The following is a 25,428-nucleotide window of genomic DNA, read 5'->3' as shown; positions in this document are numbered from 1 at the left end:
CCGAAAGACTGCCACGTCGAGGTTCCGGCTAACACGCCCCGCGTGGCCCCGGAACGACGAAAACGGTTGGTACGGCGAGCGGATCCGCTCGGCCGGAGATCAGCTCTTGGCCGGAGCCGGCGCCGCGCCGATCTTGGAACGGATCAGGTCCTGCATCAGCTGAGCGCGGCTGCGCATCGACTGCGGCGTCTCCGGATCGTCCTGGATCGACTGGAAATAGCCGCGCGCCGCCTCGAGGTCGCCCTTCTGCCAGGCAGTGAGGCCGAGCAGTTCGCGGGCGCTGTGGCGCCAAGGATTGCCGACTTCGGCGAGATCGCCGACGCGGCTCTTCATGCCGGCGAGATCGGACGTGTCGACGACGAGCATCGCCGCGCGAAGCCGCGCCATCGACTTCAACAGCGGCGGCGTATCGGCCTTGGCGGCGATCGCGTCGAACGCCTTCACGGCGTCGTCGGTCTTCTTGGTGGCGGCGAGTTCGGCAGCCGCCCGGAAGCTCGCGAGCACGGGATAGCCGCCCGAGCCGGTCGCCGCGATATCGTTCAGCGCCGCGATCGCCTCGTCATGCTTGCTTTCGCTGGCGAGCTTCAGCGCGGCGACGAAACGGTCGCCCTCGGCGGCCGCCTGCTGCTCGCGCCAATATTCCCAGCCACGCCAGCCGCCGACGCCGATGACGATCAGCACCGCAACCAGAAGAACATAAGGTCCGAAGCGAGCCCAGAGACGCTTCGCCTTCTCGCGGCGAAGGTCGTCTTCCACTTCGTGAAAAATATCGGTCATTCTCTTCTTTCCGGCTCCGGTCAGCGGCGCGCACCATAACGAAGCGCCCCTCAGCTGGCAAATCGATGATCGCCGTCAACCAGGAGAATATCGGCTCGCCGCCGCGCCCGAAACATCACCGTGGCATCGGGAGCGGACGCGCACACCGGCCGGGCCTGCGTGCGGTCCCCAAAACCCGGGCCGGCGGCCCGGAATCAGGCCTTCTTGGTATAGACCTGCTCGGGCGACGGGAAGGTGCGCGCCTTGACCTCGTCGGCATAGGCGGAGATCGCTTCCTCGATCATGCCGCCGAGATTGCCGAACTTCTTGACGAATTTTGGCACGCGCGGCGACAGGCCCAGCATGTCCTCGAGCACCAGGATCTGCCCGTCGCAATCCGGCGAGGCGCCGATGCCGATGGTCGGGACCGCGACCGCGCGCGTGATGTCGCGCGCGACCGGCTCGATCACGCCCTCGACGACGATGGCAAAGGCGCCGGCTTCCGCGATCGCCTTGGCGTCGGCCATCACCGCCGCCGCGCTCTCGTCGTTCTTGCCCTGCACCTTGAAGCCGCCCATCGTGTTGATCGACTGCGGCGTCAGGCCGATATGGCCCATCACCGGAATGCCGCGCTTGGTCAGGAAGCTGACCGTCTCGGCCATGTGCACGCCGCCTTCCATCTTGATGGCGCCGCAGCCGGTCTCCTTCATGATCCGCGAGGCCGAGCGGAAGGCCGCCTGCGGGCTCTCCTCATAGGAGCCGAACGGCATGTCGACGACGACGAGCGCCCGCTTCGAGCCGCGCATCACCGCGAGCCCCTGCAGGATCATCATGTCGAGGGTGACGGGAACCGTGCTCTCGAGCCCGTGCATGACCATGCCGAGCGAATCGCCGACCAGGATGAAGTCGACATAGGCATCCATGATCGCCGCCGTATGGGCGTGATAGGCCGTCAGCGAGACGATCGGCGTGCCACCCTTGCGGCTACCGATATCGATCGCCGTCAAACGGCGGGTCTGGGCCACGACGGACATCCATGCTCTCCTTTGGCGCGAAAGCGTTTCCTGCGGATCGGGGCGAACGACAAATGGTTCGCGCCCACGCGGATCCCCTGGAAAGAGCATCCGGCCGGGTGTTGCTAGCACGGTTCGTCGGCTCATTCGACCGTTCCCGACATGCCGACATCCCCCATGGCTGCAACCCTGCCCCTGCAACCATGCATGGGCTGGATCAAGTGAACGGGATTACCGGTTGTTCAGGATTTCCTGTTACCCTTACGGCAGGATGATCGGATATTCGAGGAGCCAGACGAGCATGCCCCCGCCCTTCGCCCTCTGCCGCCCCCTCGCCATGCTCGGGCTATCCGCGACGCTGGGCATCGCCGCCCTCGTCACCGCCCCGCCGCAAGCCGCGAAGGCCGACGTCGTCGCCCGCGTCAATCTCTCGTCGCAGCAGATGATCGTCTATGTCGATGGCCGGGCGCGCTATGGCTGGGACGTCTCGACGGCACGGAAGGGCTACCGGACGCCCGTCGGCAGCTACCGGCCAACCCGCATGCACCGGATGTGGTACTCGCGCAAATACGATGATGCGCCCATGCCGAACTCGGTCTTCTTCCATGGCGGCTATGCGATCCACGGTACCCCGCATGTCCGCTCGCTCGGCAGGCCGGCCTCGCATGGCTGCATCCGCCTGGCGCCCGAGAATGCCCGCCGGCTCTACCAGCTGATCGCCGAGCGCGGCATGAAAAATGCGCGCGTCGTGATCACACGCTGAGAAAATCGTAACCCGGACCCGCTTGGCGTGACGATGATCACTGACAGCGTTTCGGACGAGCGCTAAGACATATCGACGGTTGTGCTTTCCGGCCCGACCGAGTCCCACACCGAGTCCCACCCTAAGCCCCCACACTGAGCCCCACTTGGGAACCCGCCGCCATGACCGCCCGCCCTGTCGTCCGCTCCTTGGGCCGCCTCGTCGCCCCGCTTGCCTTCGCCGCGCTGATCACCCTGCCGCAGCTCGCCTCCGCCAATTCGCTGTTCCCGGCGCCGGCCGGCGTCCGCGCCACGGTGAACCTCTCGAAGCAGCAGATGGACGTCGTGGTCAACCGCGGCAACGGCGTCAAGGAAACCTATAGCTGGAAGGTTTCGACCGGCCGCAAGGGTTTTGAAACGCCGCCCGGCCAGTTCCGTCCCGACTATCTCGACGAGATGCACTATTCGTCGAAATACGAGAACGCGCCGATGCCCTATTCGGTCTTCTTCAATGACGGCATCGCGGTTCACGCGACGAGCGAGACCCGGCATCTCGGCCGCCCCGCCTCGCATGGCTGCGTCCGCCTCGACAAGGCGAATGCCGAGGTGTTCTTCAAGGCCGTCCACGAGATCGGCATGATGCGCACGGCGATCATCGTCGAGAAATAACGCCGGCCCCGGGCCGGGGCCGGATCGACCCGCGCGTCAGTGCTTGGTCATCGGCGGCATGAACGCATAGGGCCGCGCCTCCAGCAGCTTCCAGCTGTTGCCCTGCTTGCGGACGAGAGCGACCAGATGGATCTGGAAAGGCTGTCCGCCGGCCGCCTCGATGCCGCTGATCTCGTGCAACGCATCGACGAAGGCGACGTCGCCGAGCGGCCGCACCGCTTCGATCGTGAAGTGGCTTTGCGTGCCCTTCAGGATCGAGGCCATGTCGGCCGCGAGCACGCGCTGGACACCGGTTATGCCGGAACCGGTCAATCCGCTCGGGCTGATCACATTGGCGTCGTCGGTAAAGTACGTTGCCGCCTCCCGCGCGTCGCCGCGATCCATGCAGGCGCCGATCCCGTCGAGCAGGGGCTGGATCTCGTCCGCGAGCTTGCGGATCACCGGGTTCATTGCGGGATGGGTATGAACGCCTTGTTGCGTGGCCATGATACGCTCCTCCTACTCGCCGGGTCCTGGCGACCCGGCGACGGAGCATAGAACGGCCACGCCGGCTAGGGAGCGCACATCTGCGCGAGGCGGCCCGCTACGAGACGCGCTCGCCCTCGCGCCAGACGCTGCGCACCACCGGTACGCCTTCGCCGGCGCGCACCCGGACGAGATCGGCGCGAAGGCCCGGACGGATCGCGCCGCGATCGTCGAGCCCGACCGCCTCGGCCGGCGCCCGCGTGACCAGGCGCACCGCCTGCGGCAGGCTGATCGACGGCACCAGCCCCGGCAGCGCGAAGACGGCGACCATCAGGCTGAACGGCACATAGTCCGACGACAGGATGTCGAGCTGCCCGGCCTCGGCCAGCACGACCGCCGAGACATTGCCGGAATGCGAGCCGCCGCGCACCAGATTGGGCGCGCCCATCAACACCTGGATATCGGCGGCGCGCGACGCGGCGGCGGCCTCGATCGTCGTCGGGAACTCGGCGATGGAGACGCCGTCGGACGCCGCCTCCTCGACATGCGCCACCGTTGCGTCGTCATGGCTCGCCACGGCAATGGAGCGCGGATGGCAGAGATCAACGATCTCGCGGCGGTGCCAGGCGGAGAACTCGTCCGCCTGCGCAATGCGCTTGGCGGCGAACGCCTCATAGGCGGCGTCCGACATGCCCATCTTGCCCTGATAGAAGGCGCGATAGCTGTCGAGGCTGGCAAACTGGCGCTGGCCCGGCGAATGATCCATCAGCGAGACGAGGCGCACCGGCAGCACGTCGAGGAAGCCGGCGAGACCATCGAGGACGTCGGGCGCCGACACTTCGCAGCGCAGATGCAAGAGGTGATCGGCGCGCAGCCGCTCCTCCCGCTTCGCCGTCTCGATGGCGTCAGCCAGCATCTGCATCTCGGCCGTCGAGGTGCGCGCGTCCTCGTCCATGCCAACCCGCAGCGCATCGAACACGGTGGTGATGCCGGCGCCGGCGACCTGCGCGTCATGCGACTGCACCGCCGCGATCGGGTTCCAGCGCACGCCGGGACGCGGCGCATAATGGTTCTCGAGATGGTCGGTATGCAGCTCGACGAAGCCGGGCACGAGGTAATCGCCGCCAAGATCCTCGCCATGGCGCGTCGCGCCGCTGTCGAAATCGGCGATCTTGCCGTCGCGCACCAGCAGGCTGCCCTCGACGATCTCGTCTTCCAGCACGATCCGGGCGTTTGTGAAGATCTGCTCGGCCATCAGCGCGCGCCTCCGGCCAGCGTCGCGACATGATGCACGACGAAGGGCGCGCCGCGCTCCGGCTCGATGAAGATCGCCAGGCGGTCGAGTACGAAGGGCTTGCCGTCGAAATCGGCGAAATGGCGCTTCAATTCCGTCGCCATCGGCTCCGCGTCATCCTTCGGAACCCGGCCGGTCAACGACATGTGATAGCGGAACGCATCGAACACATACGGGTAGCCCCAGCGGATGAGGTTCGTCTCCTCGTCGAGCGTCAGCCCGGCAGCGCGGCGGCGGGCGATGTCGGCTTCCGAAAGCGGCGCGCGGAAAGGCTCGAAATCGGCGACGACCCGGCCGGCCAGCGCGTCCAGCGCCTCGACGCGCTCGTTGGGCACGAGCGCGAAGAAACGGCCGAGCCGGCGGATCACCAGTTCCGGAACCGTTACCGGCGCCGCATCGGCCGCGAAGGCGTCGAGCGTCGCGATCAGCGCCGCCTCGCTCTGCCCCTCGGCCAGCGTGAACGGCGCCTTCAGCGTGCCGTGAAATCCATAACGGGCCGGATCCGCCAGATAGGCCTCGATCGTGCCGCCAGAGAAGCCGTTGACCTCCGGCAGCGGATGATCCTCGCCGCTGAAGGCGTCGCGGCCGAGCCAGCGGGCCGCGGCGAGCGACAGGGGATGATCGGCGGAAGGCGTGGCATAGATGGCGTAGCGCAAGATGATCTCGACGGTTTGGCGTCCGAATCGTGGGGCGCGCCAGTTTAACCCGGCGCGGATGGCGGAACGGAGACATTGCACATTTCCAGCAACCCAATCGCGCGGCCGGGCGGCGTCGCAGGCGGCCATGTCGCGGTTGTATTTCACGCTCCGGCAACGATATTCCGTATATATCGCAGATCGTACGGTCGTTCGATTGAATGAGGATCCATGATGAGCCTGTCCAAAACCGCCCTCGGTATCGTCGCCCTGGCGCTTCTCGCCGCGCCGGCCGTGTTTTCGGCGTCGCCCGCGGCGGCGACGAGCGCCAACAGCTTCCCCACGAGCGGGATTGAGTCCGGCCCGCTGCCCGACTGGAAGGTCTTCGGCTTCGACCTTTCGACCGTCCCCGACGACACCGCGTCGCTCGCCGCCTTCAAGGCGTCGCTCGATCCGACCCTGCAGCTCGGCATCCGCAACCGCTGCCGCCAGGACATTGCCCTGAACCCGTTCCGCTACTCGCCGAAGGTGCGCGACTTCTGCTGGGCACGCTGATCAAGGGCGTTTGGTACGATCCTGTCGGGTAGAACTCGACCATCATCCTGAGGTGCCCGGCGAAGCCGGGCCTCGAAGGAGGGTCCAGCGAAACTCTCAGGCCGCAGATAGCGAGGCAGATTTCGTCGGACTCGCGCGCAAACAGAAGTACTCCGCTGGAGCCTCCTTCGAGGCTTCGCTCCGCGAAGCACCTCAGGATGAGGTCGGAGCCGGTCGATCGGTCGAGAGGGCTCGAGGTTTGGACAACAGCCCCTGCCCCCCAAACGTCGATCCAGGCCTAGTTTCGAATTATGGCCCGGTTCTCAGACGGCCTGAACGGAAATCAGCCGATCAAGCTGCGTCAGGAGTTCCGTGCGGGCCGTCGGCTCGCGCAGTCCGCGCGGGCCATAGATGTGCTTCGACAGGAAATGCCCGGTCAGGCGGAAGGCATCGCGCAGCTCCTCCGGCGCGCCGTTCGACGGTCCGCCGGTCAGGAACGGCGCGAGCGGCAGCAACCGCTCCTCATAGCCCGCCGCCCCTGCCCGGCTGACGGCCCGGCCGGATTTCGGCGAGACATAGAGCAGTTCCTCCCGCGCGCCGGTGGCGGCGCAGGCCGATAGATCCAGCCCGTAGCCCAGTTCCTCGAGCAGGATCAGTTCGAACCGGGCGATGAAGGTGGCGAAATCGAACCATTGCGGGTGCTCGGCCGCCGCGACGGCATCCAGCACGGCCTCGACCGCGCCATGGAGGGCCGGATGCGGCTCGCGCTCGGCGAGCAGGCGAAGGTGGCCGGTCAGCGTCTGCAGCGCGAAAAGCGTGCCGGAATCGCCGATCAGCCGCGCGGCGCGGCTCGTCACCGGCTCGATCGTGAAGATGCCGAGATGTTCGTCGAGACGGGCGCGCCAGATCGCCTGCACGGTATTGCCCGGCTGCAGGACCGGCGCCAGCCGGCGCGAACGGCCGCCGCGCACCAGGCCGAGATGCCGCCCGCGCCCGGCCGTCATCAGCTCGAGAACGACGCTCGTCTCGCCATGCTGCCGCACGCCCAGTACCAGGCCCTGATCGGTCCATTCCATCCGGGCATTCTAGAGCGGGCGACGAAGGCCGTCACCCGCGCAGAACGGTCGAAGTTCGCGCGTCCCGCGCCCGTCGCGGTGGACAGAATATCGGTCATTCCGTGAGCGGCCGCACAACAAGCCGCTCGATGAGCACATACCGGCATGGCAGTCGCCCGGTTTCCGATACCCAAAAACGAAAAAGCCCGGCGGATCGCTCCGCCGGGCCTTCGATAGCTAAGCTATCCTGGAATTACCAGGAGCGCTTCAGGAACAGGTTGAACGTCCAACCGCTGCCGTCCTGATCGCCGGTGGCGAGGGCGGGGCGCCCCGGGATACCAGCGTTCGAGTTGTCGTTCTTGACCTTGACGTCCGTGTAGAAGACGTCGCCGACGATATCGAGACCCTTGACCGGGGTGTAGGCGGTGGTGAAGCCAGCGCGCCAGGCGTCGACATCAGCACCATCAAGGTTGTCGCTGCCGCTGAACTGAGCGTAGCCGCCCGAGAGCGACGACCACAGCTGCGGGGTCCAAACGTGCTTGTACGAAGCGAGCGCGCTCCAGCTGGAACCCGGAGCCGACGCAAAGTCGTAGCTCAGGACCGGACCGACGAAGCCCGACACCGAGGTGCCGCCGGCGAGACCGGTGTAGGAGTTGGCGTTGTCGCCATAGGCAGCCGACACGAAGAAGCGGTCGCCAGCCGAGAAGTTGTCAAGCGCGATCTCGAGACCGCCACCGATCGCCCAACCGTCCTGCGCGTCGATGTTGAACGGATCAGCACTGGTGCCCGTGCCGCTGCCGATGTTGACAGCCTGATGGGTCCAGGCCGCAGCAACCTTGGCCGAGAAGATGCCCGAAGCGTAGGTGACGGCGCCGACGATGTCCGGAATGTTGTCCTGACCACCGGAGTAATAATTGGTGACAGGCGGAGTAACGGTGTTGTCAGTGATGGAGCCATTGAACTGGCCGAAGGCGTTACGGTCGCGCGCGTCTTCCACCGAGATCGCCAGACCGAAGCCGTTGACGGCGTAGGTCAGCTGGATGTGGTCAGTGGTCGAGTCCGAACCGAACATGCCGGTGTCGTTGTAACCACGGCCGAAGTCGAACAGCGAGGTGAAGTAACCAGCCTTGAGCGGTCCGAGCTCGAGGTAGGCGCTATCGACGTAAGCGGAGTTCGTCGCGGCGTTGACGTAGTTCTGGACGTCGCCCGTGCCGCGGACGTTGCCGGTCTTGGCGCGGTAGTCGATGAAGCCGGTCAGGTTACCGTATTCGGTGACCGACGAAGCCGTCAGCTGGATCGAGGCTTCCGTGTAGAAGTTGCCCCAGTTGCTGTTCGAGTAGATCGGGTTGAAGACGCCGACGAAGTTGGCGCCCGAACGATCACCGAAGGAGGTGCCGAACTTCAGGTAGCCGCCGACCTTGATGCAGGTGTCCGTGCCCGGCGAATAGAAGAAGCCCGTGCCGAAAGCGTCGCAGACCTTCACGTAGTCGACCGGCTCGGCGACCGTGAGATCCGCCGCCTGAGCGCCGCCAGCCATGATCATGGCTGCTGCAGAGCCGAGGAGAAGGGTCTTAAAGTTCATATCCTGACCTCCAAAAAGGTAAAACCAGGAGAGTATTTCATTCTTCTCGTCGCTGCCGAGTAGACCCGTTAGGATCACCCCTTCTCGTCAGCTCGTTCGAAGTCCGTCCTAATCCCCGTTCAGCCGCTTCTACTTTTGTTGGCCCCCACCCCAGGGTGGCCGGTAGTTGCGACCGGAATCTCATCTCGTGATTCCGTGTCTCAGATCATAGCGAAAGCGTGATCGGGCGCTATGACAGAAATGCAACACCGAATGTCTTCCGTGTGACGGTTGTGGTTAAGTTTCTGGTAATAGATGGGGCAAGGCCGGTTAACGCAACGCGCTGAAAATAAACGACTTTCGGTTCCTCTCCGGCATTCCTGCCCGAACGCGGTCGCGCAAGGCGAGCCATCTTCGCCGCTGTTGCCTCTCCGCACACCCGCCATCCGGGCGCCGGATTCGCGCCCGAATCCTCGGACCGCATTGCGGCCGGCCTGCGCCGTTTCGCGCGCGGGGGATCCGCCTGAATCCGATACCCCTTGGCGGCCCTGATGGACTAAGGTCGCCCGTCAACGCCACAACAAGGAATACCGCCTGCCATGACCGCCCTCGACAGACACGCCATTCTCGAGCGGCTGCGCTCGGTCGAAGGTCCGGACGGCAACGGGGACATCGTCAGCCTCGGCCTCGTCTCGGACATTCTCATCAATGGCGGCAAGGTGATGTTCTCGATCACCGTCGACGCGGCGCGCGCGCATGAGCTGGAGCCGCTGCGCGAGAAGGCCGCCGCCGCCGTGCGCGGGCTCGAGGGCGTCGAGAGCACGCTCGTCATCCTGACGGCCGAGCGGAAAGCCGGCGCCCCCGCGCCGCAACCGCCCCGTCCGGCGGCGCACGCGCATGCGCATGAATCGCCCGCCGCCCACCCGCCGCGCCCGACGCCGGCCCGGCCGACCTCCTCCGCCAAGCCCGGCATTCCCGGCGTCGGCGCGATCATCGCCGTCGCCTCCGGCAAGGGCGGCGTCGGCAAGTCGACCACCGCCGTCAACATCGCGCTCGGCCTTCTCGCCAACGGGTTCAAGGTCGGCCTGCTCGACGCCGATATCTACGGTCCGTCCGTGCCGCGCCTGCTCGGCCTTTCCGGCCGGCCCGAGGCGATCGAGGGGCGGACGCTGAAGCCGATGGAGGCCTATGGGCTGAAGACGATGTCGATGGGCTTCCTCGTCGAGGAAGAGACGCCGATGATCTGGCGCGGGCCAATGGTGATGTCGGCGATCACGCAGATGCTGCGCGAGGTGGCCTGGGCGCCGCTCGACGTGCTGGTCGTCGACATGCCGCCCGGCACCGGCGACGCGCAATTGACCATGGCGCAGCAGGTGCCGCTCGCCGGCGCCGTCATCGTCTCGACGCCGCAGGACCTGGCGCTGATCGATGCGCGCAAGGGCCTCGCCATGTTCCGCAAGGTCGACGTGCCGGTGCTCGGCATCGTCGAGAACATGAGCTATTTCATCGCCCCCGACACCGGCGCCCGCTACGACATCTTCGGCCATGGCGGCGCCAAGCGCGAAGCCGAGCGGCTCGGCGTGCCGTTCCTCGGCGAAGTGCCGCTCGAAATGGTGATCCGCGAGACATCGGACAGCGGCAGGCCGGTCGTCGCCACGGCGCCGGAAGGGCCGCATGCCCGCGTCTACAAGGACATCGCCGCGAAGATCTGGGCGAATGTCTCGGGCGGCTCCGGCGCAAGACAGGCGCCCAGCATCGTCATCGAGTAGGGCGAGGCCCGCTTCAGCAAACGGGGCCGTCCGGATCTTTCCGGACGGCCTTTCGGCAGTCCGCCGCTTCGCGTCGCGCTGAGCCGAGCCGCGCGCGCTCAGAAATCGCTGACGATATTGGCGTAGCCGCCATACCAGATCGGCGCGTCGCCGCTGAGGATCGACTTCATGCCGGCGCCCGTCACGGACGCGCTGATGCCGGTCGTCAGATAGGTACTGAGCGTGATCGCGCGGATATATTCGAGATAGACGTCGTCCGCGAGGTGGCGCTCGGTCACGCCGGCGACCGGGTCGGAGACGCCGTTGGCGAATTCGAGCCGCGTCGCCTGGCCGAACTGGATCGGGCTTCGCAGCTGGTTGGCGTCGATATAGGCATAGCGAAACGTCAGCGTGTCGCGCGGCGTCGGCTGGACGCTCAAGCTGAGCTGATGCGCGTTGACGTTCGAGTTGATGAAGACCATCGACGACTTCGAGCCCGTAGACCAGGCGCTCGGCGTGCCCTGGTAGTAGAGCGGATCGAAGCGCTCGAGCGCGGGCGTCGAGGGGTCGTCGCCGGAAAAGGTCTGATAGGTGTAGGTCAGAACCGGGGTCCAGCCGAGGCTGGCGAACGTATAGCCGATCTGCGCCCTGCCGCCCCAGGCCCGCATGTCGATGCGCTCGTTCCACTCATAGGCGAAATCGCCGCCGACGAAGAGATTTTCGAGCTTGCCCTCGAAGGGCAAGGCGCGGCCATAGAGATTGACGAACTTCAGACCGTCGCGGCCATCGGAAAGGATCGCGGGAACCCCGATCCCGCCCGGCGCCGCCTTGGGATAGGGCGCCGTCGACGTCGGGACGTAGCCGATCGTGGCTCCGGCATAGGTGTCCGCGGGGCCATCATAGCGGAAATCGCCGCCCACGATCTGCGTGTTGGTCGGATTGCGCGGCAGTTCGTTGGGCTCGATATAGAACCCCGTCGCCGAAAACCCGCTGAAGCCAAACCGGGCGAGCGCCGCCCTCTCCCAGGCGTCGCGCGGGCCAAGCTTCAAGGCACCGCGCTCGAAGCCGTTGGCGCCGCCATTGGCGATCAGCATGCCGGTGCCGGCCTTGTAGTCGCGCGGACCGAGCGAGACGTCGAACCAGGGCACCGCGCCACTCGTATCCCGCGAGCGGAGGCCGAGATAGCCGTCCTCGAGGGTGACGCGTCCCGTGCCTCCCACGTCGAAGGCGTCGATCCCAAGCGTCCCCGAAGCCACCATCGAAACCTTGCCATAGGCCGTCAACGCGTCGCCGATCTCCTTGGAAAAGCTGAGGCCGGGCATGACATAGCCCTCGAGCCAGTCGGTGTTCGCGTCGAAGCCGACGGCCGGCGCGACCGTCTCGGCGAGATTCCAGAACAGATTGCGCTCGAAGACGGCGTTGCCGCCGATCTGCAGATGGGCGCGGACCTCGAAGCCGTCGGCGTCGAACAGAACCAGCCGGTCTGCCGCCAACGCGCCCTGGACCGGCAACAGGACACCGATGACACCACCCAATCGTCGCAATGCGGAAATGAGGCGGTGCATTTCACCTGATGCTATCGAAGGCGCCGCCTTGCCGAAAGGCGATCGAATGATTCCCTTACTAGTCCATGAAAGCAGATGGCCGACGGCTCGACCAGCCATCCTACGCGGTCGGCGCCCCTTCAGCGCGGCAAACGGGATCAGCAGGATCGTCTTGCGTTGCAGAGGTGGCCGTCGTCGATCCTGGCGAAGGCCTCGGCCGCCCGGATCCGATCCGGGCGGCTTTCTGTTTGTGTCAGACGCCGACGGTGAAGCGGCGGTGCTTGTGTTTGCGGGCTTCCGCCTCGTCGAGGATCGCGACGGCGAGATCGCCGATCGAGATATGCGCCGTGCCCGTCGCCGGGTCGACGACCGGATTGTCGCCGCCGAGGCGGTAGTGGCCGGTGCGCGGCGTGTCGTGTTCCAGGAAGGCGGCCGGCGACAGGAAGGTCCAGTCGAGTTCGGTTTCCTTGCGGATCTCGTTCAGGCCGTCGCGGGCGGCGAGCGCGCCGGGCTTCCAGGTCTCCGGGAATTCCGGAAGGTCGACCGCCTGCACGCCCGGCGCCACTTCGAGACTGCCGGCGCCCCCGACGACGAGCAGCGGCAGGCCGGCCTTCTTCACGCCGGCGACGATCGCCGCCGCGCCGAGCAGATACTCGTTATAGATATCGGGATTGGTCCAGCCGGGATTGTAGGCACTGACGACATAGTCGTAGCCGGCGACCAGCGCCGCGACCCGGTCAGCGTCGCGTACGTCGCCCACGATCCGGGTCAGGCCCGGCGCCTCGGCGAGCTTTTCCGGATGGCGGGCGATCGCCCCCACCTGATGGCCGCGCGCCAGCGCTTCCGCGACCACGGCCGCGCCCACGAAGCCCGTCGCACCGATGACTGCGATCTTCATTCTTGAAGTCCTTTTTCCTGGAACGGCGAACGATCCCGCCTGCCCTTGCCGCATCCGTGCGGTTACGATCCGTAACTAGGCGCTTGACTTGCATCCGGGAAGGACGCATCTCCCCTGAACCAGGGCACAGCGGGGGAACCACCTCGCCGCCAGAAGGAAACCGACCCATGAACGAAATGGCGGAATCGCGGGATTTCATCGCTGTGTCGCCGGCGGCGGGAAAGGCGATTGGAACGCCGCTGGTGAACGGTCCGTTCGCAGGCATGACCGTGCTTCCCGCCGAAGAGTGTCCCGTCCGCGACGTGCTGGACCGGCTGGGCGATGCCTGGAGCTATCTGACCGTGCTGCAGCTGACGACGGGGCCGCAGCGCTTCAATGCGCTGAAGCGCGCCGTCGCCGGCATCTCGCAGCGCATGCTGACGGTGACGTTGCGCAGCCTGGAGCGCGACGGCCTGGTCAGCCGGCAGGTCTTCCCGACCACGCCGCCGCAGGTCGAATACGCGCTGACCGAGCTCGGCCATTCGCTGGCCGAGCCGATGAAGGTGCTGACCGGCTGGGCGAGCGCGCATCACGAGGCAATCCGCGCCAGCCGCCGGGATTATGACGCCGCCGGGAAGTCCTGAGGGGCCGGCCATAATTCAAAGCTGGCGTCCTGAACCCTCCCCTTGAGGGAGGGTCAAGACCGCCTGTTGGCGGTCTTGGGGAGGGGTTTCTTCGTCGGATTGGCGCGAGCCGCGCGAAGCCCCCCTCCCGAAAACGCGAAGGGCGTTTTCGACCTCCCCTCGAGGGGGAGGTTCAAGAAGGAAGAACGGCGTCGCCGGTCCGGGCCGCGCTACGACCCGCCCTTCAGCAGGCCCTTCAGCGCCGCGTACTGGATCAGCATGATCGTCTTGGCGTCGCAGATGCGGCCGTCGTCGACCATGGCGAGCGCCTCGTCGAAGGCGAGCTCCAGCACCTCGATGTCCTCTCCCTCGTCGACGTGGCCGCCGCCATCGCCGATGCGGTCGCCGGGCTGGTAGCGGGCGACGAAGAGGTGCAGCTGCTCGACGACGCTGCCCGGCGACATGAACGAAACCATGACGCGGCGGGGTGCCTCGAGCTGGACGCCCAGTTCCTCCTCGGCTTCCTTCCGGATGCAGGTGACGGGATCGTCGGCGTCGAGCAGGCCGGCGCAGGCCTCGATCAACGGCTCCTCATGGCCGCGGACAAAGGCCGGATAGCGGAACTGGCGGATCAGCAGGATGGTGCCGCGATCCGGGTCATAGGGCAGCACGGCCGCGCCGTCGCCGCGGTCATAGGTCTCGCGGACCTGCTCCTGCCAGGTGCCGTCGGAGCGGCGATAGTCGAAGACGTTCTTGTGCAGCCGGCCCCAATTGTCGGAGAGCAGCACACGCTCGCGCTCCCGGACCCGGTCCTTCCAATCGCTCATCTGAGATCTTTCCTGCCTGTCAGCCCGCCGGGGCGTCCGCCCCGGACAAAGCGCGTCACGACACCAGACGCCTTATAAGTAGCGAAAGCGCCGCTTCATAGGCCGCGCGATCGCCGCCGGCGTCGAGCGCGAGCGCCGCCCGGTCGAAGGCGGCCGAAAGCAGGTCGCCGACGGCTTCCGCGCCCTCCGCGACGCCGAGCGCGGCGAGCCCTTCCCGGAGCGTGCGCGCCGCATGCGCCTCGTCGAGCGCGCGCGTCTCGGCGAGGCCGAGTACGGCCGGCGCCTCGATCAGAAGCAGCCGCGTCCGGCCCGGCGCGGCCATGGCGTCGAGATAGGCGCGGCTGCCGGCGAGGAGCGCGTCGAGCGGCTTTTCAACCGCTGGCGCTGAGGCCTCGATGCCCGCCGCCACGGCCCTCGCCTCCTCCTCCGCCACCGCGCGGAACAGGTCCCGCTTGTCGCGAAAATGGTGATAGAGCGCGCCGCGCGTGATCCCGGCCGCCGCGACGATCTCCGGCGTCGCCGTCTCGGCATAGCCCTTGTCGACGAACAGCGTCCGCGCCGCCGCGATCAGCGCGGCGCGGGTCTTCTCGGTGCGGTCCTGGTTACTGCGCGGCGATTGCATACATACAGCCTGTATGTTAAGGAAAAGAAACATGCAGACTGTATGTTAAATCCCGGAGCGTGGAAAGCCATGGAGACCCCAATGAAGATCACCAGCTTCTATCCCGTCGTCATGACGCGCGACGTCGCCGGCACAGCGGCGTTCTACATGGCGCATTTCGGCTTCGCGGCGCTCTTCGAGAGCGACTGGTACGTGCATCTGCAATCGGCCGGCGATCCCACCGTCAACCTCGCCATCCTCGACGGTTCGCACGAGACGATTCCCAAAACCGGGCAAGGCACGGTCGCCGGCCTGCTGCTCAATTTCGAGGTCGAGGACGTCGACGCGGAATATGCGCGGCTCACCGCCGCCGGGCTGCCGATGCGACTCGAGCTTCGCGACGAGCCGTTCGGCCAGCGCCATTTCATCACCGCCGATCCGAACGGCGTGCTGATCGACGTGATCACACCGATCCCGCCCAGCGCCGAATACGCCTCGGCCTATGCGGAAGGCGCCCTGCCCGGCTCAACCTGAGCCCGGCGCGATGCCGGTCGACAGCGCCATTTCGCGCGTGAGCCAGTCATGGAAGAGCCGCACCTTGCGGTTCTTCCGCTTGGCCTCCGTCGTCACGAACCAGTAGGCGAGATCGGTCTTCGCCTCCGTCGCGAAGGGACGCACGAGACGCCCCGTGTCGAGCGCGTCCTGCACCACCATCTGCCAGGCCAGCATCACCCCCTGCCCCGAAATCGTCGCCTCCAGCGCCAGGATCGGATCCGTGAAGGACGGGCCGGCGAGCTTCGGCATCGGCGCGCCGGCCGCCTCGAACCAGGCGGCCCATTCGACCATCGTGCCCTCGTCGGCGACAACGGGCACGTGGCCGAGATCGCCCGGCTCGCGCAGTTGGTCGCGCCAGAGCGGCGCGCAGACGGGGAAGAAGGGCTGCGGCAGCAGTTTTTCGGCGGCGACGCCCGGCCAATCGCCGCGGCCGAGCCGGATCGCGCAGTCGACGTCGCTCCGCGCCAGGTCGACAACGGTGGTCGACGCGACGAAGCGGATCTCGATATCCGGGTTTTCCCGCGTGAAGCGGCCGAGGCGCTGCACCAGCCAGCGCGCCGCGAAGGTCGGCGCGGTAGTGATGGTCAGCGTGCCGCGCCGGTCGCCCTCCATCACCGACACCGCCTCGGCGACCTGCCGGAAGCCGGCCGAGAGCAGCGGCAGCGCCGCCTCCAGCGCCGGGGTGGGGACGAGGCCGCGCGGCGTCCGTTCGAACAGGAGCACGCCCAGTCGCGCCTCGGCGCGGCGGATATGCTGGCTGACCGCGCCCGAGGTCACGCCAAGTTCATCGGCCGCGATTGCGAGTGTGCCGCTACGGGCGACGATTTCTATAGCGCGGAGCGCGTTAAGCGGGACTTTGAAGGGATCGGCCATGCAGTTTTTCTAAAGTGTGACCGAGATCATGTCGATATCGCCGCGATCGGTTTAGGACCATGCTTCCTCGACGTCAGCCGAGGAGATGAACCATGACGATCTACAGGCTTCTCAGGGCCATCGTCGATTGGGCGGCCGAGCCGGTCCCGGTCGCCGACAACGAGAATGAATTTCCGGAGTCCACACTCTGGACACGAAGCCTGCGTGAACTGGCTGACCTGCCGATCGGCCCCGAGCCGATCGAGGCGCAGCCGGACGAAGAGCCGGAACGACGCGGCCGCTGCGCCTGAGCGCAGCGGCGGTTAGAGGAGACATGACGATGACCAGCCGGGCCAAGACCCCGAACGCCGCCGACCTCCGCGAAGAGGCGCTGCGCAGCCAGTACAAGGCGCTCAACCGCTCGCTCGCCGCAGCGCTGCTGCACGCGCGCCCGACGCCGCAGCGCCAGATGACGATGTCGACGCCATCCGCGCGCGACACGGAAATGGAATAGGCCGGGCTTCGGCAAGCTGGAATACGGCTGCTGCCTCGCCCTTCAGGGGCACTTCGCGGCCATCAACCCGGCTGAATGGATCCCGGGACAAGCCCGGGATGACGGCGAGCGGGTGGCTGCGTGTGAGGCAAGGCGTCGAACGCGTCTGCCACCGATAGAGCTCCGACCGAATTCCCACCCTCCGTCGTCATCCCTGCGAAAGCAGGGATCCATGCAGCCGCGCAACCGGGAGGTTCGCGGCGGCCGCCAACCCGGCGGAAATGGATCCCGAGTCAGGCCCGGGATGACGGCGAGCGGGTGGCTGCGTGTGAGGCAAGGCGTAGAACGCGTCTGCCACCGCCGCCAGAGCTCCGACCGGATTCCCAGACTCCGTAGTCATCCCCGCGAAGGCGGGGATCTATACAGACACGCAACCGGGAGGTTCGCGGCGGCCGCCAACCCGGCGGAAATGGATCCCGGGTCAGGCCCGGGATGACGGCGAGCGGGTGGCTGCGTGGGAGCCAAGGCGTCGAACGCGTCTGCCACCGTTAGAGCTCAACCGAATTCCCACCCTCACCGTCATCCCTGCGAAAGCAGGGATCCATGCAGCCGCGCCATCTGGAGGTTCGCGCGGCCTCCAACCCGGCTGAATGGATCCGGGTCAAGCCCGGGATGACGGCGAGCGGGTGGCTGCGTGTGAGGCAAGGCGTCGACCGCAATTGCCGACAGTAGAGCTCAACTGGATTCCCACACTCCGCCGTCATCCCTGCGAAAGCAGGGATCCATGCAGCCGCGCAACCGGGATGTTCGCGCGGCCGCCAACCCGGCGGAAACGGATCCCGGGTCAAGTCCGGGATGACGGCGAGCGGGTGACCAAGTGTGAGGCCAGCCAATCGAAACCCTCCGCCATCATCCTGAGGCGCTTCGCGTCAGCGAAGCCTCGAAGGAGGGTCCAGCCAGCACTCCGGCTTGCAGGCGAAGTCTGGCGATATCCCCCGCGATCAAATCAGGAGTTCCCTGGACCCTCCTTCGAGGCCCGGCTTTGCCGGGCACCTCAGGATGATGGTCGAGTTCTTGGAAACGCGGTGTCAGAGAGCGGTATCGGCGACCGAGCCAGGACCACCGCCCTTCACCGGCGCAGGCGGCCTCCCTCTCCCGCGTGCGGGAGAGGGTCGGGGTGAGGGTCTACTAACGACCGCTCAGCCCTTGTCGAGCCAGGCGACCTGCTCGGGCGTCAGCTGGATGTCGAGGGCGGAGAGGCTGTCCTCGAGTTCGGCGAGCGTGCGCGGGCCGATCAGCGGCACCACCGGGAAGGGCTGCGCCAGCACATAGGCGAGCGCGATGTGGATCGGGTCGCGGCCGAGCTTCCTGGCCAGCTCGATCGCCCGGTCGCGACGGCCAAAGTTCTTCTCCGAATACCAGACGCGGACGATCTCCTCGTCGTCGCGCTTGTCGCGGCCGGCGCGGTCGGTGAAGAAGCCGCGGCCCTGACTCGACCAGGCGAAGTTCGGGATCTGCCGCTCGTCGAGCCAGGCCTTCCACACATCGTCCGAGGCGGCGACGCAGCCGGCCCAGATCGGATCGAGCATCTCGGCCAGCGAGAAGTTGTTGGAGAGCGCGCCCGGCTTCTGCTTGCCGTTCGCTTGCGCATAGGCGATCGCCGCGTCCATGCGCTCGCGCGTCCAGTTGGAGCCGCCATAGGGCCCGCGGATGCGGCCGGCCTTCACCTCGGCGTCCATCGCATCGACGAACTCACCGACCGGCACGTCCGGGTTGTCGCGATGCATGAAGTAGAGGTCAACATGGTCGGTCTGCAGCCGGTCGAGCGACTCGGTCAGCTGCTTGCCGATGACATCGGGATAGACGAGCGGCGAATGCGCGCCCTTGCCGATGACGACGGATTCATCGCGGACGCCCCGGCTCGTCAGCCAGTCGCCGAGGATTTTTTCCGTCTTGCCGCCGGCATAGATGTAGGCGGTGTCGAACAGATTGCCGCCCGCCTCGTGGAAGGCGTCGAGCAGCACCGAGGCGCTGGCGAAATCCGGGAAGAACTCGAAGCCGAGCGCCGCCACCGAGGTCGGCTGGTTGACGCCGGCGATCTGCCGCTTCGGGATCGATTTTTCGCCACGCGAAAGCTTGGCGCCCTTGATGGTGGTGGTCTTGCGCGCCGGCGTCTCGATGTCGAAGACCAGGCCGACGCCCGCGCGCCATTTGTCGAGCGTTCTGAGATTGCCGAGCGTGTCGGCCCAGCTCATGCCGGGCGACGCCAGCTCCTGCTTGCCGGCGCGGATCGCCTCGCTGGCCGCGTCGACCTCGAAGGAATAGAGCCAGCCGGCCTCGGCCACCTCGATCGCCTCGACATTACCGTCCGGGCGCACGATGCGGATCGTGCCGGTGCCGCCTTCCTTGCCGCCGGCGAACCAGAAGTCCGAGACCTCGATGCGTCCCTTGGTGCCGAGGATGCGCAGAACATTGTCCTGCGCCAGCGACACGCTGCAGGAGACTTCGGCGATAATGTCGTTCGGGAAGGTCAGGATCGCCGCCGCCCATTCGTCGACGCCGGATTTTCCCAGATGCGCCGCGCCCTGCACTTCCACCGGATCGAGGAAGGGCTTGCCGGCGGCAGCACCCGCGATCAGCCGCGCCATCGAGACCGGATAGCAGCCGACGTCGAGGATGCCGCCGCCGGCGAGGTCGTTGGCATAGAGCCGGTGCGCGGGATCGAAGCCCGGCATGGCGAAGCCGAAGCTCGACTTGATGGCGCGCACTTCACCGATCGCGCCCTCGGCGACCAGGTCATAGAGCCGCTTGGTCTGCGGGTGCAGGCGGTACATGAAGGCCTCGCCCGCGAAGGTGCCGGCCTTCCTGTGCGCATGGAAGATCGCCTCCGCCTCGAACGCGGTGAGCCCGAGCGGCTTCTCGACCAGCACGTGCTTGCCGGCCTCGGCCGCCTTGATCGCCCATTCGGCGTGGCCCGGATGCGGCGTCGCGATGTAGACGGCCTCTACCTCGGGGTCGTCGAGCAGCGCCTGGTAGCCGTCCAGAATGCGGGCGCCGGGGAAATCCTCGGCGAGGCCGGGCTTGGCCGGATTGCGGCTGCCGATCGCAACCAGCCGGCCGTTGCGCGAATGGCTCAGCCCATCGCGAAACGCCTTGGCGATGCCGCCCGGCCCGATGATGCCCCAGCGAACCGGGTCCTGACTCTTGTCCTCGGTGGTCATGTCACTCACTCCCATTGTCGTTCATCCGGCGCGGCGGCCATGAGCCGCCATCCTCCCGCCGGGGCTCATCTCCGCCTCAGGCCTCCGGCCAGGGGCCGTGAAAGGCAAAATCGCGCACGGCGCGGCGCTCGCGGCCGCCGAGCTCGCGCTCGCGGTCCCGCTCCGGCAGGATGTCCGGATCGCCGGGAAAGCCGATGCCGATGCCGGTGCAGGGCTCATAGCCCTCCGGCACATGGGCGGCGGCGATCACCTTGTCGCTCTCGAAGCCGCCGAAGGGATGCACGGCGAGGCCGTTGGCGGTCGCCTGCAGCAGCAGATAGCCGAGCGCGATGCCGGTATCGTGACGATTGTGCCAGAGCGCGCGGCCGCTGTCGGAATGGGTCTTTGCGATCGCATAGGCGAGCACCGAGCAGCGCCGCACCCAAGGCCGGTTGCCCTCGACGGCGCAGTCGACCAGCGTGTCGAAGAACGGCTCGCCGCGAAAGGCGTAGACGAAGCGCCAGGGCTGGGTGTTGCTCGACGAAGGCGCCCAGCGCGCGGCCTCGAACAGGGGCTTCAGATCCGCTTCCGTCAGCGTCTTTTCGGGATCGAAGGCGCGCGGGCTCCAGCGCTCGGCGATCACCGGCAGGATCGGCGCATCGGTCTCGGCGGGCTTCCTCATTCCAGGGTCTCCATCGGCATGCGGGGCGTCGCGCGACGAGAGTCGCGCCGGCGACGGCGCCGATCCTAGAGGGGCGTGGGCCGCGCGTAAGCCCCCCGCTTGAGAAATATCAGCCTTGATGTTTGATCGGTTTCGCAGGGGCGAAGCAGATTCGCCGGGAGGAGCAGTTTCGATGAAGACCGTACTCGCCTATGGCGATTCCAACACCTGGGGCGCCGCCACCGTCGCCCGTCCCGATGATCGCTACGGGCGTGACGAGCGCTGGCCGGGCATCGCGCAGAACGAGCTCGGCGCCGACTGGCTGGTGATCGAGGAAGGGCTTCCCGGCCGCACCACCGTGCACTCCGACCCCGTCGAGGGCGAGTACATGAACGGCAAGACCTACCTCCTGCCCTGCCTTCGCTCGCACCGGCCGCTCGACGTCGTCGTCATCATGCTGGGCACCAACGACCTCAAGGCGCGCTTCAACGTGCCGGCGGAGGATATCGCCAAGGGCGTCGGCGAGCTGATCAAGGTGATCAAGCAGGCCGAGGCCGGCAACAATTCCGGCGTGCCGAAGATCCTCGTGGTGGCGCCGGCGCCGATCCTCGACCATACCGGCGAGAAGCCGGAATACACGCCGATGCTGGCCGGCGGCCTCGCCAAATCGCAGGCCTTCGCGACGCTCTACGCGGCCATCGCCAAGGAGCATGGCGCGGCATTCCTCGACGCGGGACAGCACATCCGTTCGAGCGCCTATGACGGCATCCACCTCGATCCCGACGCGCATGTCGCGCTCGGCAAGGCGATCGCGGCGGCGGTCAAAGCGCTCGCCTGATCCGCGCAACGGAGCCGGCGGTCAGGCGCGCTGCAGCGATCCGGCCGCCTGTTCGTCGTCGTCGTCGGTTCGTGCCAGAAGCTCGGTGACGGCCTCGGCCGCCATCGGGCGGGCGAAATAATAGCCCTGCAGATGCGAGCAGCCGGCGGCCCGCATGATCTCGACATCGGCCTTGGTCTCCAGGCCCTCCGCCGTCACCTTCAGGTCGAGCGCCAGCCCCAGCGCGATCGTCGCCTCGCAGAGCCGGCGCGTTTCCGGGTCGACGGAGACGCCGTGGACCAGCGAGCGATCGATCTTTAGCTTGTCGAAGGCGAAGCGCCTCAAATAGCCGATCGACGAATAGCCGGTGCCGAAATCGTCGAGCGCGACGCTGATGCCGTGAATGCGCAGCAGTGCGACGATGTTCTGGGCGCGGTCGGGATAGGTGACGAGGCTCGTCTCCGTCATTTCGATCTCGAGCCGCGACGGCGGCAGGCCGGTCTCGGCAAGGATCGTGGCCAGGATCCGGTCGAAGCCGGGATTGCGGAACTGCACCGGCGACACGTTGACGGCGAGGCCGACCTCCGGCCACGCCACGGCGTCCCGGCAGGCATGGCGCAGAACCCAGGTGCCGAGCTCGTCCATCAGCCCCATTTCCTCGGCGACGGAGACGAACAGGTCCGGCGCAACCAGGCCGCGCACCGGGTGATGCCAGCGCAGCAGCGCCTCCACCAGCGCAGGGCGCATGGTCACGGCGTCGTAGATCGGCTGGTAGACGAGCTGAAGCGCATTGTGCTTGAGCGCCAGCCGCAATTCGTCGGCGATCACGCGGCGCTCGATCTTATCGGTGTCGATCGACCGGTCGTAGAGCGCGACGCGGCTGCGGCCGAGCTCCTTGGCCTGGTACATGGCGACGTCAGCGCGTCGCAGCAGCTCCTCCGCCGTCATGCCGCCCTCGCCGGCGAAGGCGATGCCGACGCTGGTGCCGATCGTCAGCACGCGGCCGTCGATGTTGAGCGGCGCCTGCAGGAACTGGACGAGCCGGTTGGCGATCTCCTCGGCGGCCGCCACGGTGTCGGAGCTGTCGAGCACCAGCGCGAACTCGTCGCCGCCGACGCGGGCCAAAAGCCCCCGCTGGCCGCAGATGGCCTTGAACCCGCGGGCGACGCGCTCCAGCAGCCGATCGCCCGTATCATGGCCATAGGAGTCGTTGACCTCCTTGAAGCCGTCGAGATCCAGGAAGATCACCGCGAGCGGCTGCGTCCCGTTGCGCCGGACGGCGATATCTAGCCCCTTGGTCAGCGCGGCCCGGTTCGGCAGGCCCGTCAGGCTGTCGTGATGGGCGTCATGGATCGCCTGGCGCTCGCGCCGGCGCGCCGAGACCAGATTGGCGTAGCCGATGCCGAGCAGGAAAAGGATGGTCGTGCCGATCAGGCCGAGCGTGACATAGGCGACGGGCGCCACCCGCCCATAGGCCTCGTTGCCGGGGCTGCGCTCCTGCCAGGTCAGCGCGCCGATCGACTTGCCGGTCGGATCGATCAGCGGCACCCGCTGGCCGGCGAAGTTCGGATCGAAGCTGAGCGACATGCCCTCGATGGCGAAATCATTCCCCAGGTGACGAATCGACCGATCGTCGAGCGTGTGCGCGAGCACCAGCAGGCGCGGCTTCCCGCGCGCCCGCGCAACCGTGCTGCTGGTCGGATAGATCGAACCGACGACGACCGCCGTGATGGCGCCGGAGCGGTCCTTCATGAGGCCGGCCTTGGCGTCGTATTCCGTGTAGTTCCGCGCGAGCGCGGTCAGCATCACCTGCAGCGGCGAGCCGAACTCCTCCAGCGGGCCACGCGGCGCGACGCCGCCGCGGCGATAGGCGAAGACGTGCTGCCCGTTCTCGTCCAGCAGATAGGCGGAATCGAAGAACACCGCCGAGCGGGTGGATTCCTTGAAGTTCCGCGTGGCGAATTCGGTATCGACGGTGTTGTAGAGCTTGATCGCGGCGTCATCCCAGACGGCGTAGTCGCCATGCACGTCGCGCATCTGCTTCAAGAGCGCCGCCAGCGAGGCGGTCGCGGAACGCTCCGTCGCGGCGGCGTCGATCTGGTCGACCTCGCCGGCCATTTCCTGCAGGGCGAAGATCATGAAGACGATCGATCCCGCCAGCACGAGAAGTACTGGCAGGGCGATACGCAACGCAAATCTGAACGTCGATCGCGGAAGTAGATTCATGGCACCGCTGAAGGTCAATTCCCCCAACGGCATACAAGCACATCAACCTTAACGCGAATGAAAATATATCCGAGCGCTGCGGAATCAGGCGTCGGCTGTGCGCAGCGCTTCGCGGAGCGTGACGGCGAGCGGCGCCTCCGCCTCGACGACGATGTCGGAGAGCTGCAACCAGCCGGCCAGGCGCCGCAGTTCCTGCGCCAGCGCGGCGATCATCTCGTCCGTCCGCCGAAGTTTCTCCTCGGCGAAGACGCCGAGAACCCGCAGCCGTCCGCCGGCGCGATCCGCCTTCAGATCGACCCGCGCCTCGAGCCGGCCGCGATGCAGAAACGGCATGACGAAATAGCCGAAGACCCGCTTCGGCTCCGGCGTGTAGAATTCCAGCCGGTAGTGGAAATCGAAGATCCGCTCGGTGCGGGGACGGTGCCAGACCAGCGGGTCGAACGGCGACAGCAGCGCCGTCGGCGCCAGCCGCTTCGGGATCGGCGTTTCGACGGCGAAGTAGGCCGGCTGCTTCCAGCCATCGACGCGCACCGGGGCAAGCGCCCCCTCCTCCACCAGCTGTTGCAGCGCCAGCCGCGCCTCGGCGACGGGCAGGCGGAAATAATCGCGGATGTCGATTTCCGTCGCCACGCCATGCGCCCGCGCGCCGGCGAGCGCCAGGGCGCGAATGGCGTCGGCCTCGTCCGGCACGTTGGCGCCGGCGACGGCAGACGGAATGACGCGTTCGGCGAGGTCGTAGATGCGCTCGAAGCCGCGCCGGTGGCTCGTCGCCACCTCTCCCGTCCAGAACAGATATTCGAGCGCCGTCTTGCCCTTGTGCCAGCCCCACCAGGGACCGCTGCGCTCGCCCGGATCGTCCAGCTCGCTCGCCGCCAGCGGCCCGCGACGGCCGATCTCGTCGATCACGGCGCGGAGATAGCCGGGGTTCTCGGCCGCGAAGGTGACGAGCCCGCCATAGATGCCGATGCCGGCGGCGGCGCGCTTCATCCGCCATCGCATCAGCGGGTAATAGTCGAGCGGCAGCAGCGACGCCTCATGCGCCCAGTATTCGAACAGCGCCCGCTTGGCCCCGCCCGCGAAGGCGCGCTCGTCGAGGGCGGCGCGGGAATAGGCGCCGAGCCGGCTGAACAGGGGCAGATAATGCGAGCGCACCAGCACGTTGACCGAATCGAGCTGCAGCAGCCCCATCCGCTCGACCAGCGGCGCGAGCCGCCGCCACTGCGCCGGCGTGGCGTCGCGGCCACCGCCGAAGCCCTGCGCCGCGAGCGCGACACGGCGCGCCTCGTCGGCGGAAAGAGATCCCTGAATCAGACTTGGATGCACCGTCATGACGGGGACTATCGCAGGCCGGCCCGACCGAGGCCAGTGCGTGCGGGGGACGACTCCCATTCGAGCCGCCTCGCCCCTCGCCTCAGGAGACGGTTGCAATCACCACCCGCATCATGCTGAGGAGGCCCGCAGGGCCGTCTCGAAGCACGCAGAGCGGCTGTGCCATCGATCGGACTGCCCCTCGTCCGTGCGTCCTTCGAGGCCCGAGCTGCGCTCGGGCACCTCAGGATGATGGAGATCCTACGTGGCACGACGGCTGGGCAGGGATACGCGAAGGTCTCCTGAGGAGGGAGAGCTGGTGACAGAGCCCTCATGTTGAGATGGCGCGTGGACAAGCCCGTCGGCCGCGCCA

25 protein-coding genes are annotated in these 25,428 nt (G+C 67.1%); 9 read left to right on the top strand and 16 right to left on the bottom strand.

The window, feature by feature from the left end:
* Positions 1–99: 99 nt before the first annotated feature.
* Together AC6HZP_RS09975 and panB are read right to left on the bottom strand one after the other, a co-directional pair.
* A complete protein-coding gene (locus tag AC6HZP_RS09975) occupies positions 100–777 on the bottom strand; it encodes a tetratricopeptide repeat protein (RefSeq protein WP_201403413.1) in 678 nt (225 codons plus the stop codon).
* A 194-nt stretch (positions 778–971) separates the two neighbouring features.
* Positions 972–1,790: a 3-methyl-2-oxobutanoate hydroxymethyltransferase gene (gene panB / locus AC6HZP_RS09970; protein ID WP_497526433.1), complete on the bottom strand. Its 819-nt coding sequence runs from the start codon at positions 1,788–1,790 to the stop codon at positions 972–974.
* Between the two features lie 280 nt (positions 1,791–2,070).
* Between panB and AC6HZP_RS09965 the strand changes: the two genes are divergently transcribed.
* The gene (locus AC6HZP_RS09965; protein WP_497526432.1) at positions 2,071–2,532 is read left to right on the top strand and encodes a L,D-transpeptidase; all 462 of its coding nucleotides are present in this window, start codon (positions 2,071–2,073) and stop codon (positions 2,530–2,532) included.
* Between the two features lie 161 nt (positions 2,533–2,693).
* Positions 2,694–3,179, top strand: coding sequence for a L,D-transpeptidase (locus AC6HZP_RS09960; protein WP_201403411.1), 486 nt, complete (start codon positions 2,694–2,696; stop codon positions 3,177–3,179).
* A 36-nt stretch (positions 3,180–3,215) separates the two neighbouring features.
* Here AC6HZP_RS09960 and AC6HZP_RS09955 read toward each other — a convergent pair whose 3' ends face one another.
* The 3 genes from AC6HZP_RS09955 to AC6HZP_RS09945 form a co-directional block, all read right to left on the bottom strand.
* The gene (locus tag AC6HZP_RS09955; protein WP_201403410.1) at positions 3,216–3,665 is read right to left on the bottom strand and encodes a nuclear transport factor 2 family protein; all 450 of its coding nucleotides are present in this window, start codon (positions 3,663–3,665) and stop codon (positions 3,216–3,218) included.
* A 97-nt stretch (positions 3,666–3,762) separates the two neighbouring features.
* Complete coding sequence (locus AC6HZP_RS09950; RefSeq protein WP_497526431.1) at positions 3,763–4,899, bottom strand: alpha-D-ribose 1-methylphosphonate 5-triphosphate diphosphatase; 1,137 nt, start codon at positions 4,897–4,899, stop codon at positions 3,763–3,765.
* A complete protein-coding gene (locus AC6HZP_RS09945) occupies positions 4,899–5,594 on the bottom strand; it encodes a DUF1045 domain-containing protein (RefSeq protein ID WP_497526430.1) in 696 nt (231 codons plus the stop codon). The genes AC6HZP_RS09950 and AC6HZP_RS09945 overlap by 1 nt, the downstream gene beginning before the upstream one ends.
* A 210-nt stretch (positions 5,595–5,804) precedes the next feature.
* Between AC6HZP_RS09945 and AC6HZP_RS09940 the strand changes: the two genes are divergently transcribed.
* A complete protein-coding gene (locus tag AC6HZP_RS09940; protein WP_497526429.1) occupies positions 5,805–6,128 on the top strand; it encodes a hypothetical protein in 324 nt (107 codons plus the stop codon).
* Positions 6,129–6,430: 302 nt separating this feature from the next.
* On the opposite strand, the gene recO is transcribed toward AC6HZP_RS09940, so the two are convergent.
* Both recO and AC6HZP_RS09930 read right to left on the bottom strand, forming a co-directional pair.
* The gene (gene recO, locus AC6HZP_RS09935; protein ID WP_497526428.1) at positions 6,431–7,183 is read right to left on the bottom strand and encodes a DNA repair protein RecO; all 753 of its coding nucleotides are present in this window, start codon (positions 7,181–7,183) and stop codon (positions 6,431–6,433) included.
* 232 nt (positions 7,184–7,415) lie between these two features.
* Positions 7,416–8,744, bottom strand: a complete 1,329-nt coding sequence (locus tag AC6HZP_RS09930) for a porin (protein ID WP_497526427.1) — start codon at positions 8,742–8,744, stop codon at positions 7,416–7,418.
* A 578-nt stretch (positions 8,745–9,322) separates the two neighbouring features.
* Between AC6HZP_RS09930 and AC6HZP_RS09925 the strand changes: the two genes are divergently transcribed.
* Positions 9,323–10,492, top strand: a complete 1,170-nt coding sequence (locus AC6HZP_RS09925; RefSeq protein WP_497526426.1) for an Mrp/NBP35 family ATP-binding protein — start codon at positions 9,323–9,325, stop codon at positions 10,490–10,492.
* 98 nt (positions 10,493–10,590) lie between these two features.
* On the opposite strand, the gene AC6HZP_RS09920 is transcribed toward AC6HZP_RS09925, so the two are convergent.
* Both AC6HZP_RS09920 and AC6HZP_RS09915 read right to left on the bottom strand, forming a co-directional pair.
* Complete coding sequence (locus tag AC6HZP_RS09920; RefSeq protein WP_497526425.1) at positions 10,591–12,036, bottom strand: alginate export family protein; 1,446 nt, start codon at positions 12,034–12,036, stop codon at positions 10,591–10,593.
* A 232-nt stretch (positions 12,037–12,268) separates the two neighbouring features.
* Positions 12,269–12,913 carry an NAD(P)-dependent oxidoreductase gene (locus tag AC6HZP_RS09915; RefSeq protein ID WP_497526424.1) on the bottom strand — a complete coding sequence of 215 codons (645 nt, stop codon included), beginning with the start codon at positions 12,911–12,913 and terminating at the stop codon, positions 12,269–12,271.
* A 167-nt stretch (positions 12,914–13,080) separates the two neighbouring features.
* On the opposite strand from AC6HZP_RS09915, the gene AC6HZP_RS09910 reads away from it, so the two are divergent.
* Positions 13,081–13,536, top strand: coding sequence for a winged helix-turn-helix transcriptional regulator (locus tag AC6HZP_RS09910; protein WP_497526423.1), 456 nt, complete (start codon positions 13,081–13,083; stop codon positions 13,534–13,536).
* A gap of 209 nt (positions 13,537–13,745) precedes the next feature.
* Here AC6HZP_RS09910 and AC6HZP_RS09905 read toward each other — a convergent pair whose 3' ends face one another.
* Positions 13,746–14,342, bottom strand: coding sequence for an NUDIX domain-containing protein (locus tag AC6HZP_RS09905; RefSeq protein WP_201403400.1), 597 nt, complete (start codon positions 14,340–14,342; stop codon positions 13,746–13,748).
* 55 nt (positions 14,343–14,397) lie between these two features.
* Complete coding sequence (locus AC6HZP_RS09900) at positions 14,398–14,964, bottom strand: TetR/AcrR family transcriptional regulator (protein ID WP_497526422.1); 567 nt, start codon at positions 14,962–14,964, stop codon at positions 14,398–14,400.
* 81 nt (positions 14,965–15,045) lie between these two features.
* Here AC6HZP_RS09900 and AC6HZP_RS09895 point away from each other — a divergent pair, with 81 nt between their 5' ends.
* The gene (locus AC6HZP_RS09895; protein ID WP_497526421.1) at positions 15,046–15,477 is read left to right on the top strand and encodes a VOC family protein; all 432 of its coding nucleotides are present in this window, start codon (positions 15,046–15,048) and stop codon (positions 15,475–15,477) included.
* Here AC6HZP_RS09895 and AC6HZP_RS09890 read toward each other — a convergent pair.
* Positions 15,469–16,371, bottom strand: a complete 903-nt coding sequence (locus AC6HZP_RS09890; RefSeq protein WP_497526420.1) for a LysR substrate-binding domain-containing protein — start codon at positions 16,369–16,371, stop codon at positions 15,469–15,471. The two genes, AC6HZP_RS09895 and AC6HZP_RS09890, sit on opposite strands and share 9 nt — an antisense overlap.
* Positions 16,372–16,463: 92 nt before the next feature.
* Here AC6HZP_RS09890 and AC6HZP_RS09885 point away from each other — a divergent pair, with 92 nt between their 5' ends.
* Together AC6HZP_RS09885 and AC6HZP_RS09880 are read left to right on the top strand one after the other, a co-directional pair.
* Positions 16,464–16,661: a hypothetical protein gene (locus AC6HZP_RS09885; protein WP_497526419.1), complete on the top strand. Its 198-nt coding sequence runs from the start codon at positions 16,464–16,466 to the stop codon at positions 16,659–16,661.
* Positions 16,662–16,690: 29 nt separating this feature from the next.
* The gene (locus AC6HZP_RS09880; protein WP_497526418.1) at positions 16,691–16,864 is read left to right on the top strand and encodes a hypothetical protein; all 174 of its coding nucleotides are present in this window, start codon (positions 16,691–16,693) and stop codon (positions 16,862–16,864) included.
* 1,178 nt (positions 16,865–18,042) lie between these two features.
* On the opposite strand, the gene AC6HZP_RS09875 is transcribed toward AC6HZP_RS09880, so the two are convergent.
* Together AC6HZP_RS09875 and AC6HZP_RS09870 are read right to left on the bottom strand one after the other, a co-directional pair.
* Positions 18,043–20,064 (bottom strand): aldo/keto reductase, encoded by a 2,022-nt coding sequence (locus AC6HZP_RS09875; protein ID WP_497526417.1) that lies wholly within the window; start codon positions 20,062–20,064, stop codon positions 18,043–18,045.
* Positions 20,065–20,140: 76 nt separating this feature from the next.
* A complete protein-coding gene (locus AC6HZP_RS09870; protein WP_497526416.1) occupies positions 20,141–20,725 on the bottom strand; it encodes a nitroreductase family protein in 585 nt (194 codons plus the stop codon).
* 172 nt (positions 20,726–20,897) lie between these two features.
* Here AC6HZP_RS09870 and AC6HZP_RS09865 point away from each other — a divergent pair, with 172 nt between their 5' ends.
* The gene (locus AC6HZP_RS09865; RefSeq protein ID WP_497526415.1) at positions 20,898–21,542 is read left to right on the top strand and encodes an SGNH/GDSL hydrolase family protein; all 645 of its coding nucleotides are present in this window, start codon (positions 20,898–20,900) and stop codon (positions 21,540–21,542) included.
* Positions 21,543–21,563: 21 nt separating this feature from the next.
* Here the strand turns inward: AC6HZP_RS09865 and AC6HZP_RS09860 are convergent, their stop codons facing one another.
* Positions 21,564–23,711 carry a putative bifunctional diguanylate cyclase/phosphodiesterase gene (locus AC6HZP_RS09860; protein WP_497526414.1) on the bottom strand — a complete coding sequence of 716 codons (2,148 nt, stop codon included), beginning with the start codon at positions 23,709–23,711 and terminating at the stop codon, positions 21,564–21,566.
* 120 nt (positions 23,712–23,831) lie between these two features.
* Positions 23,832–25,076 (bottom strand): winged helix-turn-helix domain-containing protein, encoded by a 1,245-nt coding sequence (locus AC6HZP_RS09855; RefSeq protein WP_497526413.1) that lies wholly within the window; start codon positions 25,074–25,076, stop codon positions 23,832–23,834.
* Between the last annotated feature and the right edge of the window lie 352 nt (positions 25,077–25,428).

It is taken from the genome of Kaistia sp. SLG-1 (assembly GCF_059699055.1).
The sequence above is the reverse complement of the archived record's forward strand: the minus strand, read 5'-3'. Positions and strand labels throughout refer to the sequence as shown.